Source organism: Pedobacter sp. AC402, assembly GCF_979252805.1.
On sequence record NZ_CEEDAI010000015.1, the window covers coordinates 1 to 16,672 of the forward strand.

The following is a 16,672-nucleotide window of genomic DNA, read 5'->3' on the forward strand; positions in this document are numbered from 1 at the left end:
GTAGGCTCAATGCTTATCGGCCAGGCATCATTTCCAAATACCACAATATCCAGTGTATCTTTAGGATATTTCGTTTTAATCAGCTCAGCTAAAGCCATTGCCACTTTTTTTGCAGGTGTAATCCGGTCTTCACCGTACAAAATCATCGAGTGCGAAATATCAATCATCAGCACAGTAGAGGTTAAGGTTTTAAAATCTTTTTCCTCCACTTCCAAATCTCGGTCGGTTAACTAAAATCACCAATACCATGGTTAATTTGTGCATTTTGAATCGAAGCAGTCATATCGATCTGGTCTAAACTATCACCAAAACTATACTCCCGCCTGTCGGCATTTTTTCTTCACCAATGCCCGATTGGTTACTGTTGTGGTTCCCGCGACCAGATTTTTTCAGTTTCCCGAAAATTTCATCCAATGCCGATTTACGGATCGTTTGTTCCGTTTTAGCGGTAATTTTAAATTCTCCCGATTGGTTGTCTTCCGTAAGGTAGCCCTTATCTTTCAGGTCATCAATAAAATTACCGATTCCGTAATCATTATTGGTTAATTTATATTGTTTGTCGAGTTCGTTCAGCCAGCTTAAAGCCTCTGCTGCATCTCCAGCTGTATAATTTAGCAATTCGCTAAATAATTTAAGCAACTCATCAAACCCACCTTTTGGCGTATCGCCAGGCTTATAATCAGAAAAACGAAAACCTCTCATGTGCTTGTATTAACGATTTATCGAAGATAAAAGTTTCGATTTGCATTAATTTAAGCGCGGTGTCATATTTGGTGCCAAGCAGAAAGGTAAAAGCCGAAAGACCAAAGCATGGTTAAATTGAAACTATAAACTGTCAACTAAAAGCTGTCAAACTGATCCGGGCGTTTCCCAAGCTGCGCAAGGGTCGGGCTTTTCAGGGCTGCGCTTCGCTCCGGTACCGATGAAGGATCGGTAATCTAACCCTTCCAATCCCTAACGCAAACCCCACCGTTTTAACTGCTGCCTATTAGGTTAAACTTTCCGTGTTAATCCGTCCATCCGTGGCAAAAAGGCAAAAGCTTACCCAAGCGCCATATGGTAGATCTTTTTGTTATAATCAGGGTTGGCACCAGCTTGTGAGGCTACAAAAGCGCCAACTTTGCAGGCATTATCTAAAGTGGTTTCCATTGGGTAACCTTGCAAATAACAGGCTATAAACGTGGCTAAAAAAGCATCACCGGCACCAACCGTATCGGCCACTTGTACTTTATAGCCCTTGTGTTTAAACAATTTGCCATCTTTTAACACACAAGCACCTTTATCACCAAGTGTAAGGCAAATGGTTTCGATATTAAATTGAGTAGAAAGTTGTTTTAAAAGCTGTTCGTCGGTATTGCCAGTTAAACCGAACGATTCTTTAACCCATAAAATTTCATCCTCGTTTATTTTTAATATATCAGCTTTTGCTAAAAGTTTTGCTATTAAATCTTTAGTATAAAAGGGCGCCCGAAGGTTAATATCGAATATTTTAATTTTTGCATCATCTAAAAGTGCAAGAATGGTCTTTCTTGATTTTTCTTCCCTACAGGTTAAGCTGCAATATACCAAAGCATCCGCCGCTTTAACTGCTGCAATATTTTCATCTGTTAATTTAATATCATCCCAGGCCACCGGCTGTTTAATGGTATAGGTAGCCTGATGGTTTTCATCCAGCTGCACCACAACCGTACTGGTTGGCAGTTCCGCATTTACCTGGATTAAATCGGTTGCAAAGTGGTTGTTGGCTAAAAAATTAAACAGTTCTCTACCATTTTCTTCGTTTCCAATAGCACTGATAAAACTACTTTCTATACTTTGTTTGTGTAAGTTGAGTGCTACGTTCATGCTTGAGCCGCCAGCTTTTTTTCCCTCCGGGAAAACATCCCAAAGTATTTCGCCAATTGTAATTACTTTATTTTGCATAGAAGATTTATAGATACGTAAATAAGGAATTTTTACGCATGGAACAAAATAATTTGTTTCATATCTTTATTTTTTACCATATTTTAAACAATCATGAAAAAACTACTCGTAATTGCCCTGCTTTTAATGTCATTCAGCGTGTTTGCCCAAAATGCAAAAGAAAAACAAGCGATTCTCAACCTGCTCGAAAAACAACGTACAGATTGGAATAAAGGCGATGTGGAAGCTTTTATGCAAGGATACGAAAAATCGGATAGTTTACTTTTTGTGGGTAAAAGCGGACGAACATATGGTTGGCAAAAAACTTTGGATAATTATAAAAAAGGTTATCCGGATAAATCTGCCATGGGCTTTTTCAGTGTTCGGGATAAAAAAAGTAGATTTTTTAAAACCCGACCTGGCCTTTGTGTTGGGGAGTTGGGATGTTAAAAGAGAAAAAGACGAGTTAAAAGGAATATTTTCACACTCTTGATCAAAAAAATTAAAGGAGAATGGAAAGTAATTGTTGATCATAGTAGTTAGTTATTCCGCTTCCTTTAATATATATAAAAGTACAGGATCGGTACCTTTAATTTTATCTATATAGCTCGTGTAGATAGACTTGTCTGGATTGACAGGATGTTTTGTTTTGTCGTTGCAATCTGCTCCCAAATCAAAACTTGTGGATACACTCATGCTAATTTTGCTCTTGGGAAGCAGAAAGCGATAGCCTTCACCAAAGTCGTTTGTATTTTCTCCAGTAGGTTCGCCAATTAGTGTTGCGAGATTAAATCTCTAATACCGTCTGCCAGCATATTTGCGCTCGAAAATGTCATCGGCCCAGTAATAACGTAAACTTTACCTTTGAAAAATGCTTCTTCACTAATATATTTTGGATCATATGGCGCACATGTTTCGGTTTGCCAAATGCTATCGTCATCCTGTTTTAGGTAAATATTACTGCTATCTCCATGTTTAATTAATTCGTTTTTATACAACCGACTTATTTTCACAGTATTTTCCGCTTGTTAGCGTATATTTTTTTGAGTTGAAATAGCCTAAAAGTAAATCTGCATTAATAAAATGCCGGTGTTTTTTCTGATGTCGATTGCAATGGTTTTGAGGTGCTTTTCCTTTATAATGGTAAAACATGAATCAAAAAACTTTAAGTATGGATGGTAATCTCCTTCAAGAGTATTTAATTCTATATAACCAATCTTATTCTTTAATATTCTGAATGAATATGGATTATTCACCAAATTTGGAAATACATCAGCAATTATATTTCTTAAAATTGTTCCTTCTGAAAGGGTTTTAATCTGTTTTTTGTTTTTGTAGATATATACTATTTTAAATGGTGCTTTAATATCAGAAAGATATAAGTTATAGCCCATCATTTTGATCGCGATTTCGTTGCTGTAGGATTGAAGCCGCCACTTCTTAATGCACATTCCTGATAAAATTTTTGTACTGATGTTCCATTAATTGAAAGAATTTCCGCTCCAACCGGAATAATATCAGACTTTGATTTTCCATCTGCATAAACTTTGTTTTTTTTGTCGGCAATAAATGTTATTGGCAAAAAAATAGGCTTACGGAAATCTGATTTAAAAATAGATTCGTATAATCGTTGGTGCAGTGTGGGCATCACCAATAACAGCTGTCATTTCTGTAAGTTTCAAAGTAAAAAGTTTGGTATCAATAGAATCTGGAATTGAACTTTTTAATTGATTTACCTTCTTCAGGTATTTAGAGGCTGAAGAAAATAAGAATGGATTAGAACTCACTGTGATTGTTTTATCAAGAAAATTGATATCTTCAATAGCATCTGCTTTGGAAATACTTTGCGCGAATACAGGCAATGAAACAAAAATTGTACAGAAAAATGTTATAGCTGTTTTCATCATATAAGTTTTCTTTCAAGACGATATAAAGAAGGTTAAAGTTGCATAAAGATTATTCTTCCAACTTAAAATCTTTATAATAGTAATCTTTGTCTGCATCTGTCAACTGGCGGATCACTCTGCATGGGTTGCCAGCAGCGAAAACATTATCCGGAATATCCCTGGTAACAATACTGCCAGATCCGATAACCACATTTGATCCGATTGTAACCCCAGGATTAATCACAACATTCCCACCAATCCAAACGCTGTTGCCAATGGTTACTTCCTGCGCCCACTCATATTCCTGATCTCTTAAATGTGCGTGGATGGGGTGCCCGGCCGTATATATAGCAACATTTGGCGCAATAAAAACACTATTCCCAATACTAACCTTGGCGCAATCTAAAATAACAAGGTTAAAATTGGCGTAAAAATTATCACCGATTTCAATGTTATAACCATAGTCGCATCTAAAGGGTGGCTCAACATAAAACATGCGTTCTGTTTTTCCGAAAAGTCTTTTTTAATAACTCTTTGCGTTGTTTAATAAACTTTGGAGCAAGATTGTTAAATTCATAAACAATTTCGCGTGCTTTTAACCGCTCTTTTGATAATTCTGCTCCACCAGCCTGGTAAGCTTTACCGGCTAACATTTTTTCTTTCTCGGTGGATCTTTGGGATCCATTTATAGATTTCTGATTTTATTTTGTGTTAGTATACAATATGTAAAAAAAAACGGGGCTATCGTAACCCGATGCCCCGCTATATTTTGCTTATAATAACATTAAGGTCTGCCTTTAGCCAAAGCCTTTTCTGCAATTTTTACTGCTTTTTTCTCTCTCCAGTTCGCATACTTCTCTTTAAAAGTCATTTTAATTAAACTGTCAATCGCGCCATGGGTAAATAAACTCCAAACGCTGGCTACTTTCACGTGTGATCGATTGATCCCAAGCCCTTAAACTCAGCGAGAATGAACCATCAAGATATTTCATCCAATGCCACATGCCTGTTGGCATAAATAAGGTATCGCCATGTTCTAAGAAAACTTCATAGCCCTCAACACCATTTAACGCAGGAAATTTTTCGAAATCAGGATTGGCCACATCATAATCTTCCAAGGCATAAGTTGCATTTGGCAAGCAATATAACCTATCTTTCCATTTGTTATCAAAAAGTACAATGTGTTTTTCTGCCACCAAAGTGGGTATGAAAAATATGTGGCAAATCGATATCGTAATGTAAAAAAGTTACCGAGTCTAGAACCACCAAAAAACATTGCTGGCATACTTTCGATAAAACCACCCATTAAATCCTTAGGGATTTTTACGTCATTTATTAAACTTGGTACTTTTTTAAACAGGTTAAAAAAGAAGATTCTCAATTCCGTTGGTTCACGTTTAATCAGATCGAGGTAATCGCCAAATTTCATGTGTGCGGTAGCCGCATTAATTGGTTTTGATGGATCTGCTTTAGAGTTGTCATAACATGGAACTTCCAGATCACCGCCAATTTGTTTTAAATATTCGGTTGTCCATTTTTCTCTGGCAGGCCAATCTTTAGTTAGGCCCCTGATTACTAACGGACGTTTAGTTTTCAGATAATTTTTCTTAAAATCTTCGGGAGTGATGCTCTCAACGATATCAACAGGTTTTAAAATGAAACTCATGCGCTTAAAATCGGTTATTTGTGCCGAACAACAAATGTGTAAATTTTATTTTACAAAATCGATGTTCAGAGGTAAATGTGACTAAAATCACGTAATCTAAATTAGCAAATACTTAACAATTTAATAATTACGCTTCAACTTTATTTTTAACAATTTCGGCATAGGCAGCATCCCAAAGATCGATCCTTTTTTGAAGGGCCTTTTTGGTGGTTTCTTCTGCTTCAACCCAAAAAGATTCATCTTTTTCGCACAGTTTCTCCGTCATCGATAATGCGAGGTGGCTATGGTGGTCGCCATCTACTTCGATATGACGTTCTAAATAATATTTAAAAATTGATACTTTATCAGCCTGTGTACTGTTTAAATCGTTTACCATGCTAAAAAACATGTTTGGAATCAGGTCTTCACGGCCAAATGTAAAGCTAGCTGCTTGTAAATGTGTTTTTCCGCTATTAATGGTTTCAAAAGTGGCATTTACAAAATCCTGACACTTGCAGGCACCTCTGCTGTTTCGAAAGCTTCCTCGAAACTTTTTCCATTTTTTAAACCTTCCAAAAAGGTATTGATCAGTTTCGTATTGGCACCACATTGATCCATTGCATCTAAATAAAGTTCAAAATGACTTTTAATCGCACCATTTGCGTCAACATCCGATTCTTCGCCTGCTACAATTTCATTAATTAATTGCCTCGTTACCGGATCACCTACCGGAAACCACGGAAGGGTGGTACAAGTGAGGTTGATCTGCAAGGCTTTAAGCAGCGACATAAAATCCCAAACAGCAAATATGTGATGTTCCATAAAAATCCTGAGGTCTTCCAGTTCACTAATGGCCGAATAAACTTTATGGTTAATGATTTCTTGCCTTAGCGGCTCTATTCTCTCTTGAATTTTTATAATGTTAGGATGCATATATTGAATGATTGAGTTATTGAATTTAAATTGCGAATGCGAGATGGATTAAACTAGCATCATAAAATATGCTCATCCAATCGGTCCTTCATTTCATCATTCAATAATTATTATTTTGGTAAATTTTTTTCTAATGCTTTATTTGCTTTTTTAACCGCAAGTTTTTCTTTCCAGTGCATGTACTTTTCGCGCTAGTTGGCTTTCATAAAGTCGTCAAATTTACGCTGTAAAGTTAAGTTATACAAGCTTTTTGCTTTCACAGCCCAGCTTTTGTCCCAGGCTCTTAAACTAATTGAGAATGATCCGTCCAGATATTTCATCCAGTGCCAGTATCCGGTTGGCATAAATAAGGTATCTCCATGTTAAATTGAATTTCATGTTAAATAACTATTAATGAAGCAAAATTAAATAGTTAAAAAACAACAGGCTTTACGAAAGCTAAAACTTGAAAAATGGCTGACAATAAATTAAAAATAACCCTGACTATCATTTACACATAAAAAAACGTTTTTACGGTTAAGCAAAAACGTTAATTTAAAAAAATCACACGGGTCGAGTAATATCAATTAATAAGGATATATTTTGCTGTTATGCCCATATTTACGATAAATAAATAACTATGGATTTAATGTAGTTTGTTTTTTTAAAACAAAAACGTTCCAGCTATTGCCAGAACGTTTTTTGTTGATCAAAAGGATATATTAAATATTATTTAGGCATTAATACGGTATCAACTACGTGAATTACACCATTTTTCTGATAAACATCTGCAATAGTTACAGTGCTCATTCCACCTTTTTCATCTTTTAACATTAATTTTTTGCCTTCCATCCAAGCCCAAAGTTTGCCACCTTCTACTGTTGTTAATTCTGCTTTACCACCACCAGCTTTAATTGCTTTTGCAATGGCTTTGCTATCCATTTTACCTGCAACAACATGGTAAGTTAAAATTTTTGTAAGGGTAGCTTTGTTTTCTGGTTTAACCAAATTGTCAACAGTTCCTGCAGGAAGTTTATCGAATGCAGCGTTTGTTGGTGCGAAAACGGTGAAAGGACCTTTACTTTTTAAAGTTTCTACTAAGCCTGCTGCTTTAACTGCTGCAACTAATGTAGTGTGGTCTTTTGAGTTTACTGCATTGTCTACAATATCTTTAGCAGGATACATTGCTGCTCCACCCACCATTGGGTTTTTTTGAGCGTAAACTTGGGTTGTGAATGCCATTGTAATTACGGCAAATACTGATAAGATTAAATTTTTCATTATTTCTAATTTTAAGTTTCTGTTATTTGATTCCATTTACGACGGCTTACAGATGCTTGGTTTTTAGAAATGAAAATTATTCTTTAATTATTTGATTATTAGTGTTTTATTTTTTTTGTTTTATGATTTTTAAAATGTGCCGCTGTCGTTCTCAGCGAAACCAAGTTTATTTAACAGCCATCTGTTTTTAACTTATCATGAAAATTTGTCCGATTTGCAAGCGTTAAAGAATCGCTCAAAAGTCTTAGTGCCAACCTCCATCAAACTAATTCACTTTAGCAGTTCTTACTTTTTTTGAAAAAATTTTTGGAAAAAAACGCTTCAATAAAACCGCTTTGGTTTCTTTTCCGCCGATATAAGCCTCTTCTTTTTTGCTTTTAACAGCATCTACAATTTTTTTTGCACATTGAGCGGGCGTCATGGCATTTTCGTGAGCATCACCCATTTTGTTTAGCGGGTTGCCATCTCCGGTAAGTGCATTATAAGTTACGTTGGTTTTAATAAAACCTGGGCATATGATGGTAATATCAATGTTTTTATCGTAAACTTCCGAACGGAGCGAATCAAAATAACCATGTAAAGCATGTTTCGACGCAGCGTAGGTAGAGCGGAATTTCGTGCCGAATTTTCCTACCAAGCTACTAATTACCACAATTTGGCCACTGCCATTGGCAATCATTGATGGAAGAACTGCTTTACTGAGTACAACCGTTCCCCAAAAATTGGTGTCCATAATCTGTTGTTCCGTTTGAAGATTGGTTTCGAGTGATAAACTTCTCTGACTAACGCCTCCGCTATTGATCAATAAATCTACCTTGCCAAAAATGCGTATCGCGTCAGCAGCTTTACTTTCGAGGGTAGTCGTTTCGCTCAAATCGAAGGGTACCACATGTACATTAAAAGAATTTTGGCAATTGCCTTTCACCCTAAAAAGTTCGTCGCGGTTTCTGCCTGAAATAATAAGTTTATCACCAGCCTTAAAATATTCATATACCAATGCTTCGCCAATTCCTGATGATGCACCTGTAATCCATACAATTTTTGACATAATATTTTATATTGAATTAAGAATGATGAACTATGGGTTTTCTGAAATATAACTAATCCGTTTCCTTAATCATTCTCAATAATAAACAATTCTGAAGCAATATGATCGGCAAATAATTTTCCGTTCTTGCTTAAACGGATATTATCCCCATCAATGATCAGCCAATCCTTATCCTCGAAATTTTTAAGGTTATATGTAGTTTCTTCCAAAAAATCTTTCCCGAAATCTGCATTTATCTTTTTAAGATCGGTTCCCCACATCGTTCTGAGGGAGGTCATTACATACTCGTTAAATCTGTCGTGAATACTAAGTGTTTCAATAATTTCCGGGAGTTTATTATGGGCCAAACTTTCTATAAATGAAGCATTATTGGCAGGATTCATGTATCTGTTCTGTCCATCAAAACCATGTGCCGAAGGCCCGATGCCAATATAGTTTATACCTTTCCAATAATTGGTATTGTGTACTGCATAATGGTTCGGCTTGGCGAAATTGGAAATTTCATAATGGTCAAAACCTGCCTCAACCAGTTTTTCCATTAAAATTACAAACTGTGCCGCACTTTGGTTATCGCTTACAGGTATTTGTTTCTTATTTTTAATGGCATGAGCTAAGGCGGTTCGCGGCTCAACGGTTAAAGCATAAGCTGAAATATGTGGAACTTCCAGCTCGATTGCTTTTGCAATGTTGTTCAGCCATTTCTGATCGGTGAGTAAGGGATACCCGTAAATTAAATCGAGTGTTAAGTTTTCAAAGCCGGCATCCTGACTTCTTCTAATGCAATCTTCAGCCTCCCGGGCGTGGTGTGCCCTGTTCATCCAGATTAAATCTTTATCATAAAAAGATTGAATACCAACACTAAAGCGGTTAACGGGAAGCTGTTTAAGCGCTTTTAATTTCTGAGCAGTTAAATCATCGGGATTGGTTTCGATGGTAATTTCGGCAGCAGAATCAACTGAAAAAGTATGGTTAATGGCATCAAAAATCTTTTGTAAAGCATTTTGAGATAAAATAGAAGGCGTTCCCCCACCAAAATAAATGCTTCCAACCTGACCAGAAATCCGGTCTTTTTTCATTTTAATTTCTTTACAGATCGCATCCACCATTTCATCAGCATATTTTAAGGAAGTGCTAAAGTGAAAATCGCAGTAGTGACAAGCTTTTTTGCAGAAAGGAATATGGATATAGATACCAGCCATTGGCGCAAAGATAATGAAGTTAGTTTTTCTTTAATGTCATAATAACCTACCTCTGCCAGAGTTGTAAAATTATCCGTTTATTTTCTTTAGGTAAACAATGATTATTCAACTACTTTTGCAACTTTAAGCTTGATGGACTACATGCCGAAATTTCTTTTCATTTTGTTCGCGTTTTTATGGTCTGCAGAATTTGTAGCAGCCCAGCAAATTCCTGTACAAACGGATAGTGCAATAGTAAATCAGTATAGGTACAGGCGGTACAGGCCGGATTCTGCAACACTTGCCAGGCAAAAATTTTCTACGGATTCTCTCATTCATCACACTTGGGTATTGCCCGATAGTTTAATTAATAAAAACGCCCTGATAGATACCATTGAAAAGGAATATCTTTTTAAAAAACTCGATTTGTGGGCATGGCATAAGAAATACCACCATTTAAAGAAAAAAGCAAACCCCTATCAACTGGGTACAAAAATTCCGAAAGGAAATGTTGGTTTATTGGGATTTATTTTTGGCATGTTAATCATTTTTGCCATTTTAAAAAATGCATTTTCGAAGCAACTTTCGGCAATTGTACAATCATTTTTTAGCAACAGGATTTTAAACAATATTAACAAAGAAGACAATCTTTTTAGCTCGTGGCCATTTTTGTTGCTTTTTGTGCAGTTTGGATTTGTTTTCGGGATGTTTTTTTTCCTTGTGGCACAGTGGAATGATATGTACCAGGCAAAGGATGGATTTAAGTTTTTTTTCAGCATCTCCATTACAATTATTGTTTTTTATGCGCTGAAACTTATCCTTTTGCGTTTTTTAGGTTACCTCTTCAATGTTCAGAAACCGGTGGGTGAATATATTTCCATATTGTACCTCAGTTACTTCAATGCTTCGCTATTATTTATCCCTTTGGTAGTCGCTTTTGCCTTGTCGCCGCTTAAATATGGGGCCGTGTATATCGTGTTGGCGTTCTTGTTGTTAGGCATAATTTTTGCTTTCCAACTACTGAGAGCGGGTATAACTATACTTTCTAATAATAAGTTTTCTAAAATGCATTTATTTTTGTATTTTTGCGCCCTCGAAATATGTCCTATCCTAATACTAATAAAAACGATAGGGCTGTAGCAGGAAAAAGGAAAATGCAAGAAAAGAACGACTCTAGAATCCGCAAAGTAAAAAGTATTTTGGTTACTTTACCAAAACCTGAAACAGAAAAATCTCCTTACTACGATTTGGCCAAAAAACACAACTTAAAAGTTGATTTCAGGTCTTTTATTCACGTTGAAGGTGTGCCAGCAAGAGACTTTAGGAAAGATAAAATCAATTTAGCCGATTTTACCGCGGTTATTTTCACCAGTCGCAATGCAGCAGATCATTTCTTTAGAATCTGCGAAGAAATGCGTTATGATGTACCTGCAGAGCTAAAATATTTCTGTCTTTCCGAAACCATCGCATTATACCTGCAAAAATACATTCAATACAGAAAGCGTAAAATCTTTTTCGGAAAACAAACTGCAGCAGATTTAGCTGAAGTTTTAAAAAAACATGCGAACGAGAAATTTTTATATCCTTGTTCGGATATGGCTACGGAAGATACCATGAAATTTCTTGAAAAGAGCGGATATAATTTTACTCCTGCTGTTTTATTTAAAACAGTTGTGAGCGATTTATCTGATCTTGCTGAAGTTTTTTATGATGTTATTGCTTTTTTCAGCCCGTCAAGTATCCAGTCTTTGTTTAAAAATTTCCCTGATTTTAAACAAAACAACACGCGTATTGCAGCTTTTGGAACGAATACAAGTAAGGCTTGTACGGATATGGATCTTATTGTAGATATCGCCGCACCAACCCCAGGTGTGCCATCAATGACGATGGCTATTGAGAATTACATCAAAATATCTAATAAATAATACATTCTATAAATTATTTTTAGTCATTATAATAAATGCGTAACTTCGCTGTAAATAAGAGAGTTACGCATATTATTAACAAAATTAGAGGTGGTTAAAATTTAGTTAACAAAATTTTAATTGCCTTTTAGTGATGATTTCATGTAAAATATTTGCTTTTGTTGATAATTGTAGTGATTTTTGATAAAATTGCTCCTAATCGTGCTTTGCACACCGTAAAAAATATGAAGAAAATCTACTTTCTAGCTATTGTAGGTATAACTGTGATGCTAGCAAGCTGTGGCCATGGCGGTCAGGGTGAGCTGGTGGGTGCTTATAACCGAAAATTTAAAAACGATAGAATCCCACTAGGAATGGTTTATATACCGCCTGGGCATACTCCACTGGGAGGTTCTGATGAGGATATTACCTTTTCTCAGAACGGGCCGAGTAGAATGACTACTATCAGTGCATTTTTCATGGATCAGACTGAGATCTCGAACGCTGAATACCGCCAGTTTACCAATTGGGTACGCGATTCGATTGCCATTGTAATGATGGGCAATCCTCAGCAGTTTATGATTACCCCAAGAGGTAATGCTGCCGCTGCAGTTGGTGGAGAAAAATACATCGATTGGAAAAAAGTTGGACCAAATGGTTCAAATATTTGGCGCAACAGGGGTAGAGGTACTGCTGCTGCTCAGGCTAGTCAGCTTGATGGGATGTATTACTCAGGTTTAGATGCTCTTCCAGGCAAAAAAGAACTGGATGTTCGCAAGTTTGAATATTCTTATGCCGAACTCAATATGGAAAAGGCAGCAATTGGCCATAAGAATCCAAATGCTAAGCGTCAGGATTATATCGACCGTTATAACGTTGCTATTTATCCGGATACAATGGTTTGGAAAACGGATTATTCTTATTCACAAAACGATCCAATGGTTCGTGGTTATTACAATCACCCTTCTTATGATGATTACCCTGTAGTTGGCGTAAGCTGGGAGCAGGCAAAAGCATTCTCTCACTGGAGAACAAGATTGTATGATGGTGTTGCCACAGCCAGGAAACTTCCGGTTGGATCAAGATCAGATTATAGACTGCCTGCTGAAACAGAATTTGAATATGCTGCAAGAGGTGGCAATACCAAAACTAAATACCCATGGGGTGGCCCTTACATTAGAAATACCAAAGGCTGTTTGCAGGCCAATTTTAAACCAGGCCGTGGTGATTATTCGAGCGATGGTGGTATTTATACTGTAGGTGTAAGATCTTATTTCCCTAACGATTATGGTTTGTACAATATGGCTGGTAATGTTTCTGAATGGACATTAACTGCATATAATAAAGGTGCCAGCCCATTGTTACATGATCTGAATCCTAACTTTACTTATGACGCGGGTGCTAATGATAGCAAATATAAAAAGCGTAAGGTAGTTAAAGGAGGCTCTTGGAAAGATACTGGCTATTTCTTACAAAATGCAGTAGCTACTTACGAATATCAAGATACACAAAGATCATATATTGGTTTCAGATGTGTTTCATCTTACCCTGGTACCGACTTAAGAAATTAAACCAAAATAAACTAAAACTAAAGAAAAACATCAAAATTTTATGGCAGCAAAGAAACAACCAGGCTGGTTACACGTAGCGATTTCATGGGGAGCAAGTATTGTAATTATCGGAGCGTTATTTAAAATTCTACACATTGGTGGAATTGTGGGTAACTACATGATTGGGCTTGGTCTAGGAGTGGAAGCATTTTTATTCTTTTTAACCGGATTTTTTCCACCAGAACCAGAACCAGCATGGGAAAGGGTTTACCCAGAATTAAATGCAGATTTTAAAGGTGAGTTACCAACAGCATCAGCAAGACCGGTTGCAGCAGTAGGATCTTCGAACACAGCAGCTTTAGACAAAATGTTATCTGACGCTAAAATCGGACCAGAACTGATTGAAAGCCTGGGTACAGGTTTGCGTACTTTTGGTGATAAAGTGGCAACAATTTCTAACGTTGCTGATGCTTCTACGGCTACTAACGAATTTACTGGAAAAGTTAAAACGGCATCAGCTGGTTTCGACAATTTAAGTGCATCTTTTGAAAAGGCAACAGCTAATTTGAAAGCAATGGGCGAGAGTAACGTAGATTCTCAGGCATACCATGACCAGGTTAACAATTTGGCTAAAAATTTATCTGCTTTAAATGCTGTATATGAATTAGAATTACAGGATTCGAGTGCGCATTTAAAATCGATGAATAAATTTTATTCAAACCTATCTTTAACCATGCAGAACTTTAACGAATCGATGGAAGATTCGAAACAGTTTAAAGAAGAGGTGAACAAATTGGCTAAAAACCTATCATCGCTTAATGCAATTTATGGCAATATGCTATCGGCTATGAACAGCCCACGTGTATAATTTGTTTAGTTTTTAATTTAAAGGAAAAGCTACATCAAACATGGCAGGCGGAAAAGAAACAACGAGGCAGCGGATGATCAATATCATGTATTTGGTATTGTTGGCGATGTTGGCCTTAAACGTATCAGATACCATTTTAGATGCATTCAAAAATATCAACGATAGTTTGGATACCTCTAAAAACAATGTAAATACAAGTATTAATCAATTATTTTCTGCCTTCGAAAACTCAAAGTTAAAAGAAGAGCCAGCACGCGCCCAGCCTATTTACGATAGGGCTAAACAAGCGCAAAAGGCAGCTGATGATTTAAATAACTATATTGAAAGCATTAAAAAAGAGTTTACTCAGGCTGGTGACGGAATCGATCCGGAAACCGAAGACTTAGTAAACAGATCAAATCAGGATATTGCTCAAAATATCATGATCAATCAAAAGAAGGCAGATGAGTTAAAGAAAAGAATTAATGCTACCCGCGAAAAACTAATCTCTTTATTGGATAAGGAAGATAGAGCAAGTGTTGCATTCTCTCTTGAAGCCAAAGATCCTGCAAGAAAAAGAAAAGGCAACTGGCAAGAAACTTACTTCGGTGAGGGTACGCCATTAACTGCTGCAATGACAATTTTAACTAAACTGCAAACAGATACTAAGAATGCTGAAGCAGAAGTTGTTAAAAAATTGTTCGGAAATATGGATAAGGCACAGGTTAATCTTGACCAGTTTGCAGCCGTTGCAGTAGCACCTACGTCTTATGTAATTCAAGGGCAGCCTTATACCGCTGAAGTATTTTTAACAGCCAGCGATTCCAGATCAACTCCTGATATTACAGTTAATGGGAATAAATTGTCTATTAAAGACGGTAAAGGAACATACACTGGCGGTACAGGTAGCGTTGGTCAGTTTACCTGGGTGGGTACAGTACGCGTTCGTCAAACTGATGGGCAGGTAAAAGAATACAAAACCCAGCCACAAACTTATCAGGTGGCAAAACCATCAGCATCTGTTTCATCAACAAAGTTGAATGTAATTTATGCAGGTATTGCCAATCCATTTACAGTTTCTGCTGCAGGTTTTCCATTGGAAAGTGTTCGCGCTTCTATTTCTGGAGGATCGATGAGTGGTAGTAACGGAAACTTTAATGTTAATGTTCCAGGCAGCATGGTTGGTCAGGAAGTTTCCATTAATGTATCGGCTAATAATGCTGGTAAAACGGTTAGTTTAGGTTCACAAAAATTCAGAGTAAAAGCTATTCCAGCTCCGGTAGCCAAGGTTGGCGGTCGTGCGGGAGGTGATGTTGCATCTGTACAGTTAAAAAGCGAATCGGAAATTGAGGCAGATTTGGATGATTTTCCTTTTGATGTGAAGTTCAAAATCCAACGTTATAAATTAACAATCATTAAACCTCGTTCTGATGCGGTTACCATTGCAGGTAGCGGTGGCAGTTTCGCTGGAGCGATTAAGGGAGCCATTAACTCAATTACACCGGGTACCAGAGTGTTTTTTGAAGATATTGTTTCTGTTGGACCAGATGGCCGTCAAAGAATTTTGCCTTCATTAGCGTTTAGCGTAAAATAAAAAGAAGATGAAAAGGATTGTAAGTATTGCTATTTTAGTTTTGTTAACCACATTTGCTTTTGCACAGAGAAAGCCTACCAGGTTAGCACCAAAAAAAGCTGCGCCGTTAGCTGCTGCACCCGCAGTAGATACTGTGAAAGCTCCTGTTAAAACGGCTAAAAAGAAGCTTAAGGTACCACCGAAAGATGGCTTTTATGCCCGTAAAGATATTGACAGTACTGAAATGGTTCCTTTGGCAGATGTTAGGGAAGAGGATGTTTTTTATGCAAAACGGATTTGGAGAGAAATTGATTTACGTGATACCGTTAATTCGGCACTTAAATCGCCAAAATCCAGGCTAATTGATGTGTTAATTTCAGCCATTAAAAAGGACGAACTCACCGCATATTCACCAATTGATAGTGCTTTAAACGAGGATGATGCTTTTCTTAATCCAATGTCTGCAGATTCTGCAGCAAAGTCGGCTTTAGGAACAGCAGAGGTTTCGAACAATAAAACAGGTACAGTTACTACTGTAGTTAACGATTTTAATCCTGAACTGTTCTTAAAATTCAGAATTAAAGAAGATTGGATTTTTGATACCAAACGTTCTATTTTCGAGCCTCGTATTGTAGGTATCGCACCATTAAAATACAATGAGGTTTCTAAACAATGGCAGCCTGTATTTTGGGTATATTATCCGGAAGCAAGAGAAATTTTAACTAAAAAGCGTTTAATTAATACTAATAATGACGCTTCATCATTAAGTTTTGATGATTTCTTTATCCGCCGTTTATTTAGCAGCTATATTGTTAAAGAATCAAATCCTGGCGACAATAAAATCAGAGATATTATCACTAACCCGAGAGAAAGATTGTACGAATCAGAAAGGATCAAAAAATCTGTTCTTGATTACGAACAAGGTCTGTGGGAATACTAATCTAAT

Annotated in this window: 18 protein-coding genes and 3 pseudogenes; 7 read left to right on the forward strand and 14 right to left on the reverse strand. The window is 36.7% G+C overall.

Features of this window, described 5'->3' with window-relative positions; translation table 11 throughout:
* Both AC0IWE_RS23520 and AC0IWE_RS23525 read right to left on the reverse strand, forming a co-directional pair.
* Positions 1-702, reverse strand: a pseudogene (locus AC0IWE_RS23520) (vWA domain-containing protein); the annotation flags it as partial.
* 339 nt (positions 703-1,041) lie between these two features.
* Positions 1,042-1,923: a carbohydrate kinase family protein gene (locus AC0IWE_RS23525; protein WP_471794977.1), complete on the reverse strand. Its 882-nt coding sequence runs from the start codon at positions 1,921-1,923 to the stop codon at positions 1,042-1,044.
* A gap of 93 nt (positions 1,924-2,016) precedes the next feature.
* Here AC0IWE_RS23525 and AC0IWE_RS23530 point away from each other — a divergent pair, with 93 nt between their 5' ends.
* A complete protein-coding gene (locus AC0IWE_RS23530) occupies positions 2,017-2,352 on the forward strand; it encodes a Cif family virulence factor (RefSeq protein ID WP_471794978.1) in 336 nt (111 codons plus the stop codon).
* Between the two features lie 323 nt (positions 2,353-2,675).
* Here AC0IWE_RS23530 and AC0IWE_RS23535 read toward each other — a convergent pair whose 3' ends face one another.
* From AC0IWE_RS23535 to hemW, 12 genes and pseudogenes are all read right to left on the reverse strand, one after another.
* Positions 2,676-2,915: a hypothetical protein gene (locus tag AC0IWE_RS23535; RefSeq protein ID WP_471794979.1), complete on the reverse strand. Its 240-nt coding sequence runs from the start codon at positions 2,913-2,915 to the stop codon at positions 2,676-2,678.
* A gap of 45 nt (positions 2,916-2,960) precedes the next feature.
* Complete coding sequence (locus AC0IWE_RS23540; protein ID WP_471794980.1) at positions 2,961-3,299, reverse strand: hypothetical protein; 339 nt, start codon at positions 3,297-3,299, stop codon at positions 2,961-2,963.
* Positions 3,296-3,484, reverse strand: a complete 189-nt coding sequence (locus AC0IWE_RS23545; protein ID WP_471794981.1) for a hypothetical protein — start codon at positions 3,482-3,484, stop codon at positions 3,296-3,298. Before AC0IWE_RS23545 ends, AC0IWE_RS23540 begins: the two co-directional genes overlap by 4 nt.
* Before the next feature lie 25 nt (positions 3,485-3,509).
* Entirely contained in the window at positions 3,510-3,809 is a 300-nt protein-coding gene (locus tag AC0IWE_RS23550; protein ID WP_471794982.1) for a hypothetical protein, read from the reverse strand.
* Between the two features lie 49 nt (positions 3,810-3,858).
* Complete coding sequence (locus AC0IWE_RS23555; RefSeq protein ID WP_471794983.1) at positions 3,859-4,284, reverse strand: sugar O-acetyltransferase; 426 nt, start codon at positions 4,282-4,284, stop codon at positions 3,859-3,861.
* Positions 4,271-4,441 carry a maltose acetyltransferase domain-containing protein gene (locus AC0IWE_RS23560; protein ID WP_471794984.1) on the reverse strand — a complete coding sequence of 57 codons (171 nt, stop codon included), beginning with the start codon at positions 4,439-4,441 and terminating at the stop codon, positions 4,271-4,273. The genes AC0IWE_RS23555 and AC0IWE_RS23560 overlap by 14 nt, the downstream gene beginning before the upstream one ends.
* A gap of 131 nt (positions 4,442-4,572) precedes the next feature.
* Positions 4,573-5,454: pseudogene (locus AC0IWE_RS23565) on the reverse strand (cupin-like domain-containing protein).
* 127 nt (positions 5,455-5,581) lie between these two features.
* Positions 5,582-6,366: pseudogene (locus AC0IWE_RS23570) on the reverse strand (DUF3050 domain-containing protein).
* A 191-nt stretch (positions 6,367-6,557) separates the two neighbouring features.
* Positions 6,558-6,710, reverse strand: coding sequence for a hypothetical protein (locus AC0IWE_RS23575; protein ID WP_471794985.1), 153 nt, complete (start codon positions 6,708-6,710; stop codon positions 6,558-6,560).
* A 364-nt stretch (positions 6,711-7,074) separates the two neighbouring features.
* Positions 7,075-7,626 carry a fasciclin domain-containing protein gene (locus AC0IWE_RS23580; RefSeq protein WP_055913348.1) on the reverse strand — a complete coding sequence of 184 codons (552 nt, stop codon included), beginning with the start codon at positions 7,624-7,626 and terminating at the stop codon, positions 7,075-7,077.
* Between the two features lie 265 nt (positions 7,627-7,891).
* Positions 7,892-8,674 (reverse strand): SDR family oxidoreductase, encoded by a 783-nt coding sequence (locus AC0IWE_RS23585; RefSeq protein WP_471794986.1) that lies wholly within the window; start codon positions 8,672-8,674, stop codon positions 7,892-7,894.
* A 65-nt stretch (positions 8,675-8,739) separates the two neighbouring features.
* Positions 8,740-9,873 (reverse strand): radical SAM family heme chaperone HemW, encoded by a 1,134-nt coding sequence (gene hemW / locus AC0IWE_RS23590; RefSeq protein ID WP_471794987.1) that lies wholly within the window; start codon positions 9,871-9,873, stop codon positions 8,740-8,742.
* A 162-nt stretch (positions 9,874-10,035) separates the two neighbouring features.
* On the opposite strand from hemW, the gene AC0IWE_RS23595 reads away from it, so the two are divergent.
* From AC0IWE_RS23595 to porN, 6 genes are all read left to right on the forward strand, one after another.
* Positions 10,036-10,992 carry a DUF4271 domain-containing protein gene (locus AC0IWE_RS23595; RefSeq protein ID WP_471794988.1) on the forward strand — a complete coding sequence of 319 codons (957 nt, stop codon included), beginning with the start codon at positions 10,036-10,038 and terminating at the stop codon, positions 10,990-10,992.
* Positions 10,993-11,006: 14 nt separating this feature from the next.
* Positions 11,007-11,777: a uroporphyrinogen-III synthase gene (locus AC0IWE_RS23600; protein ID WP_055913344.1), complete on the forward strand. Its 771-nt coding sequence runs from the start codon at positions 11,007-11,009 to the stop codon at positions 11,775-11,777.
* A 224-nt stretch (positions 11,778-12,001) separates the two neighbouring features.
* A complete protein-coding gene (porK, locus tag AC0IWE_RS23605; RefSeq protein WP_471794989.1) occupies positions 12,002-13,327 on the forward strand; it encodes a T9SS ring complex lipoprotein PorK/GldK in 1,326 nt (441 codons plus the stop codon).
* Positions 13,328-13,367: 40 nt separating this feature from the next.
* Positions 13,368-14,174, forward strand: a complete 807-nt coding sequence (porL, locus tag AC0IWE_RS23610; RefSeq protein WP_055912936.1) for a type IX secretion system motor protein PorL/GldL — start codon at positions 13,368-13,370, stop codon at positions 14,172-14,174.
* Between the two features lie 40 nt (positions 14,175-14,214).
* Entirely contained in the window at positions 14,215-15,747 is a 1,533-nt protein-coding gene (gene porM, locus AC0IWE_RS23615; protein ID WP_471794990.1) for a type IX secretion system motor protein PorM/GldM, read from the forward strand.
* 7 nt (positions 15,748-15,754) lie between these two features.
* Complete coding sequence (gene porN / locus AC0IWE_RS23620) at positions 15,755-16,666, forward strand: type IX secretion system ring subunit PorN/GldN (RefSeq protein ID WP_471794991.1); 912 nt, start codon at positions 15,755-15,757, stop codon at positions 16,664-16,666.
* Positions 16,667-16,672: the final 6 nt, after the last annotated feature.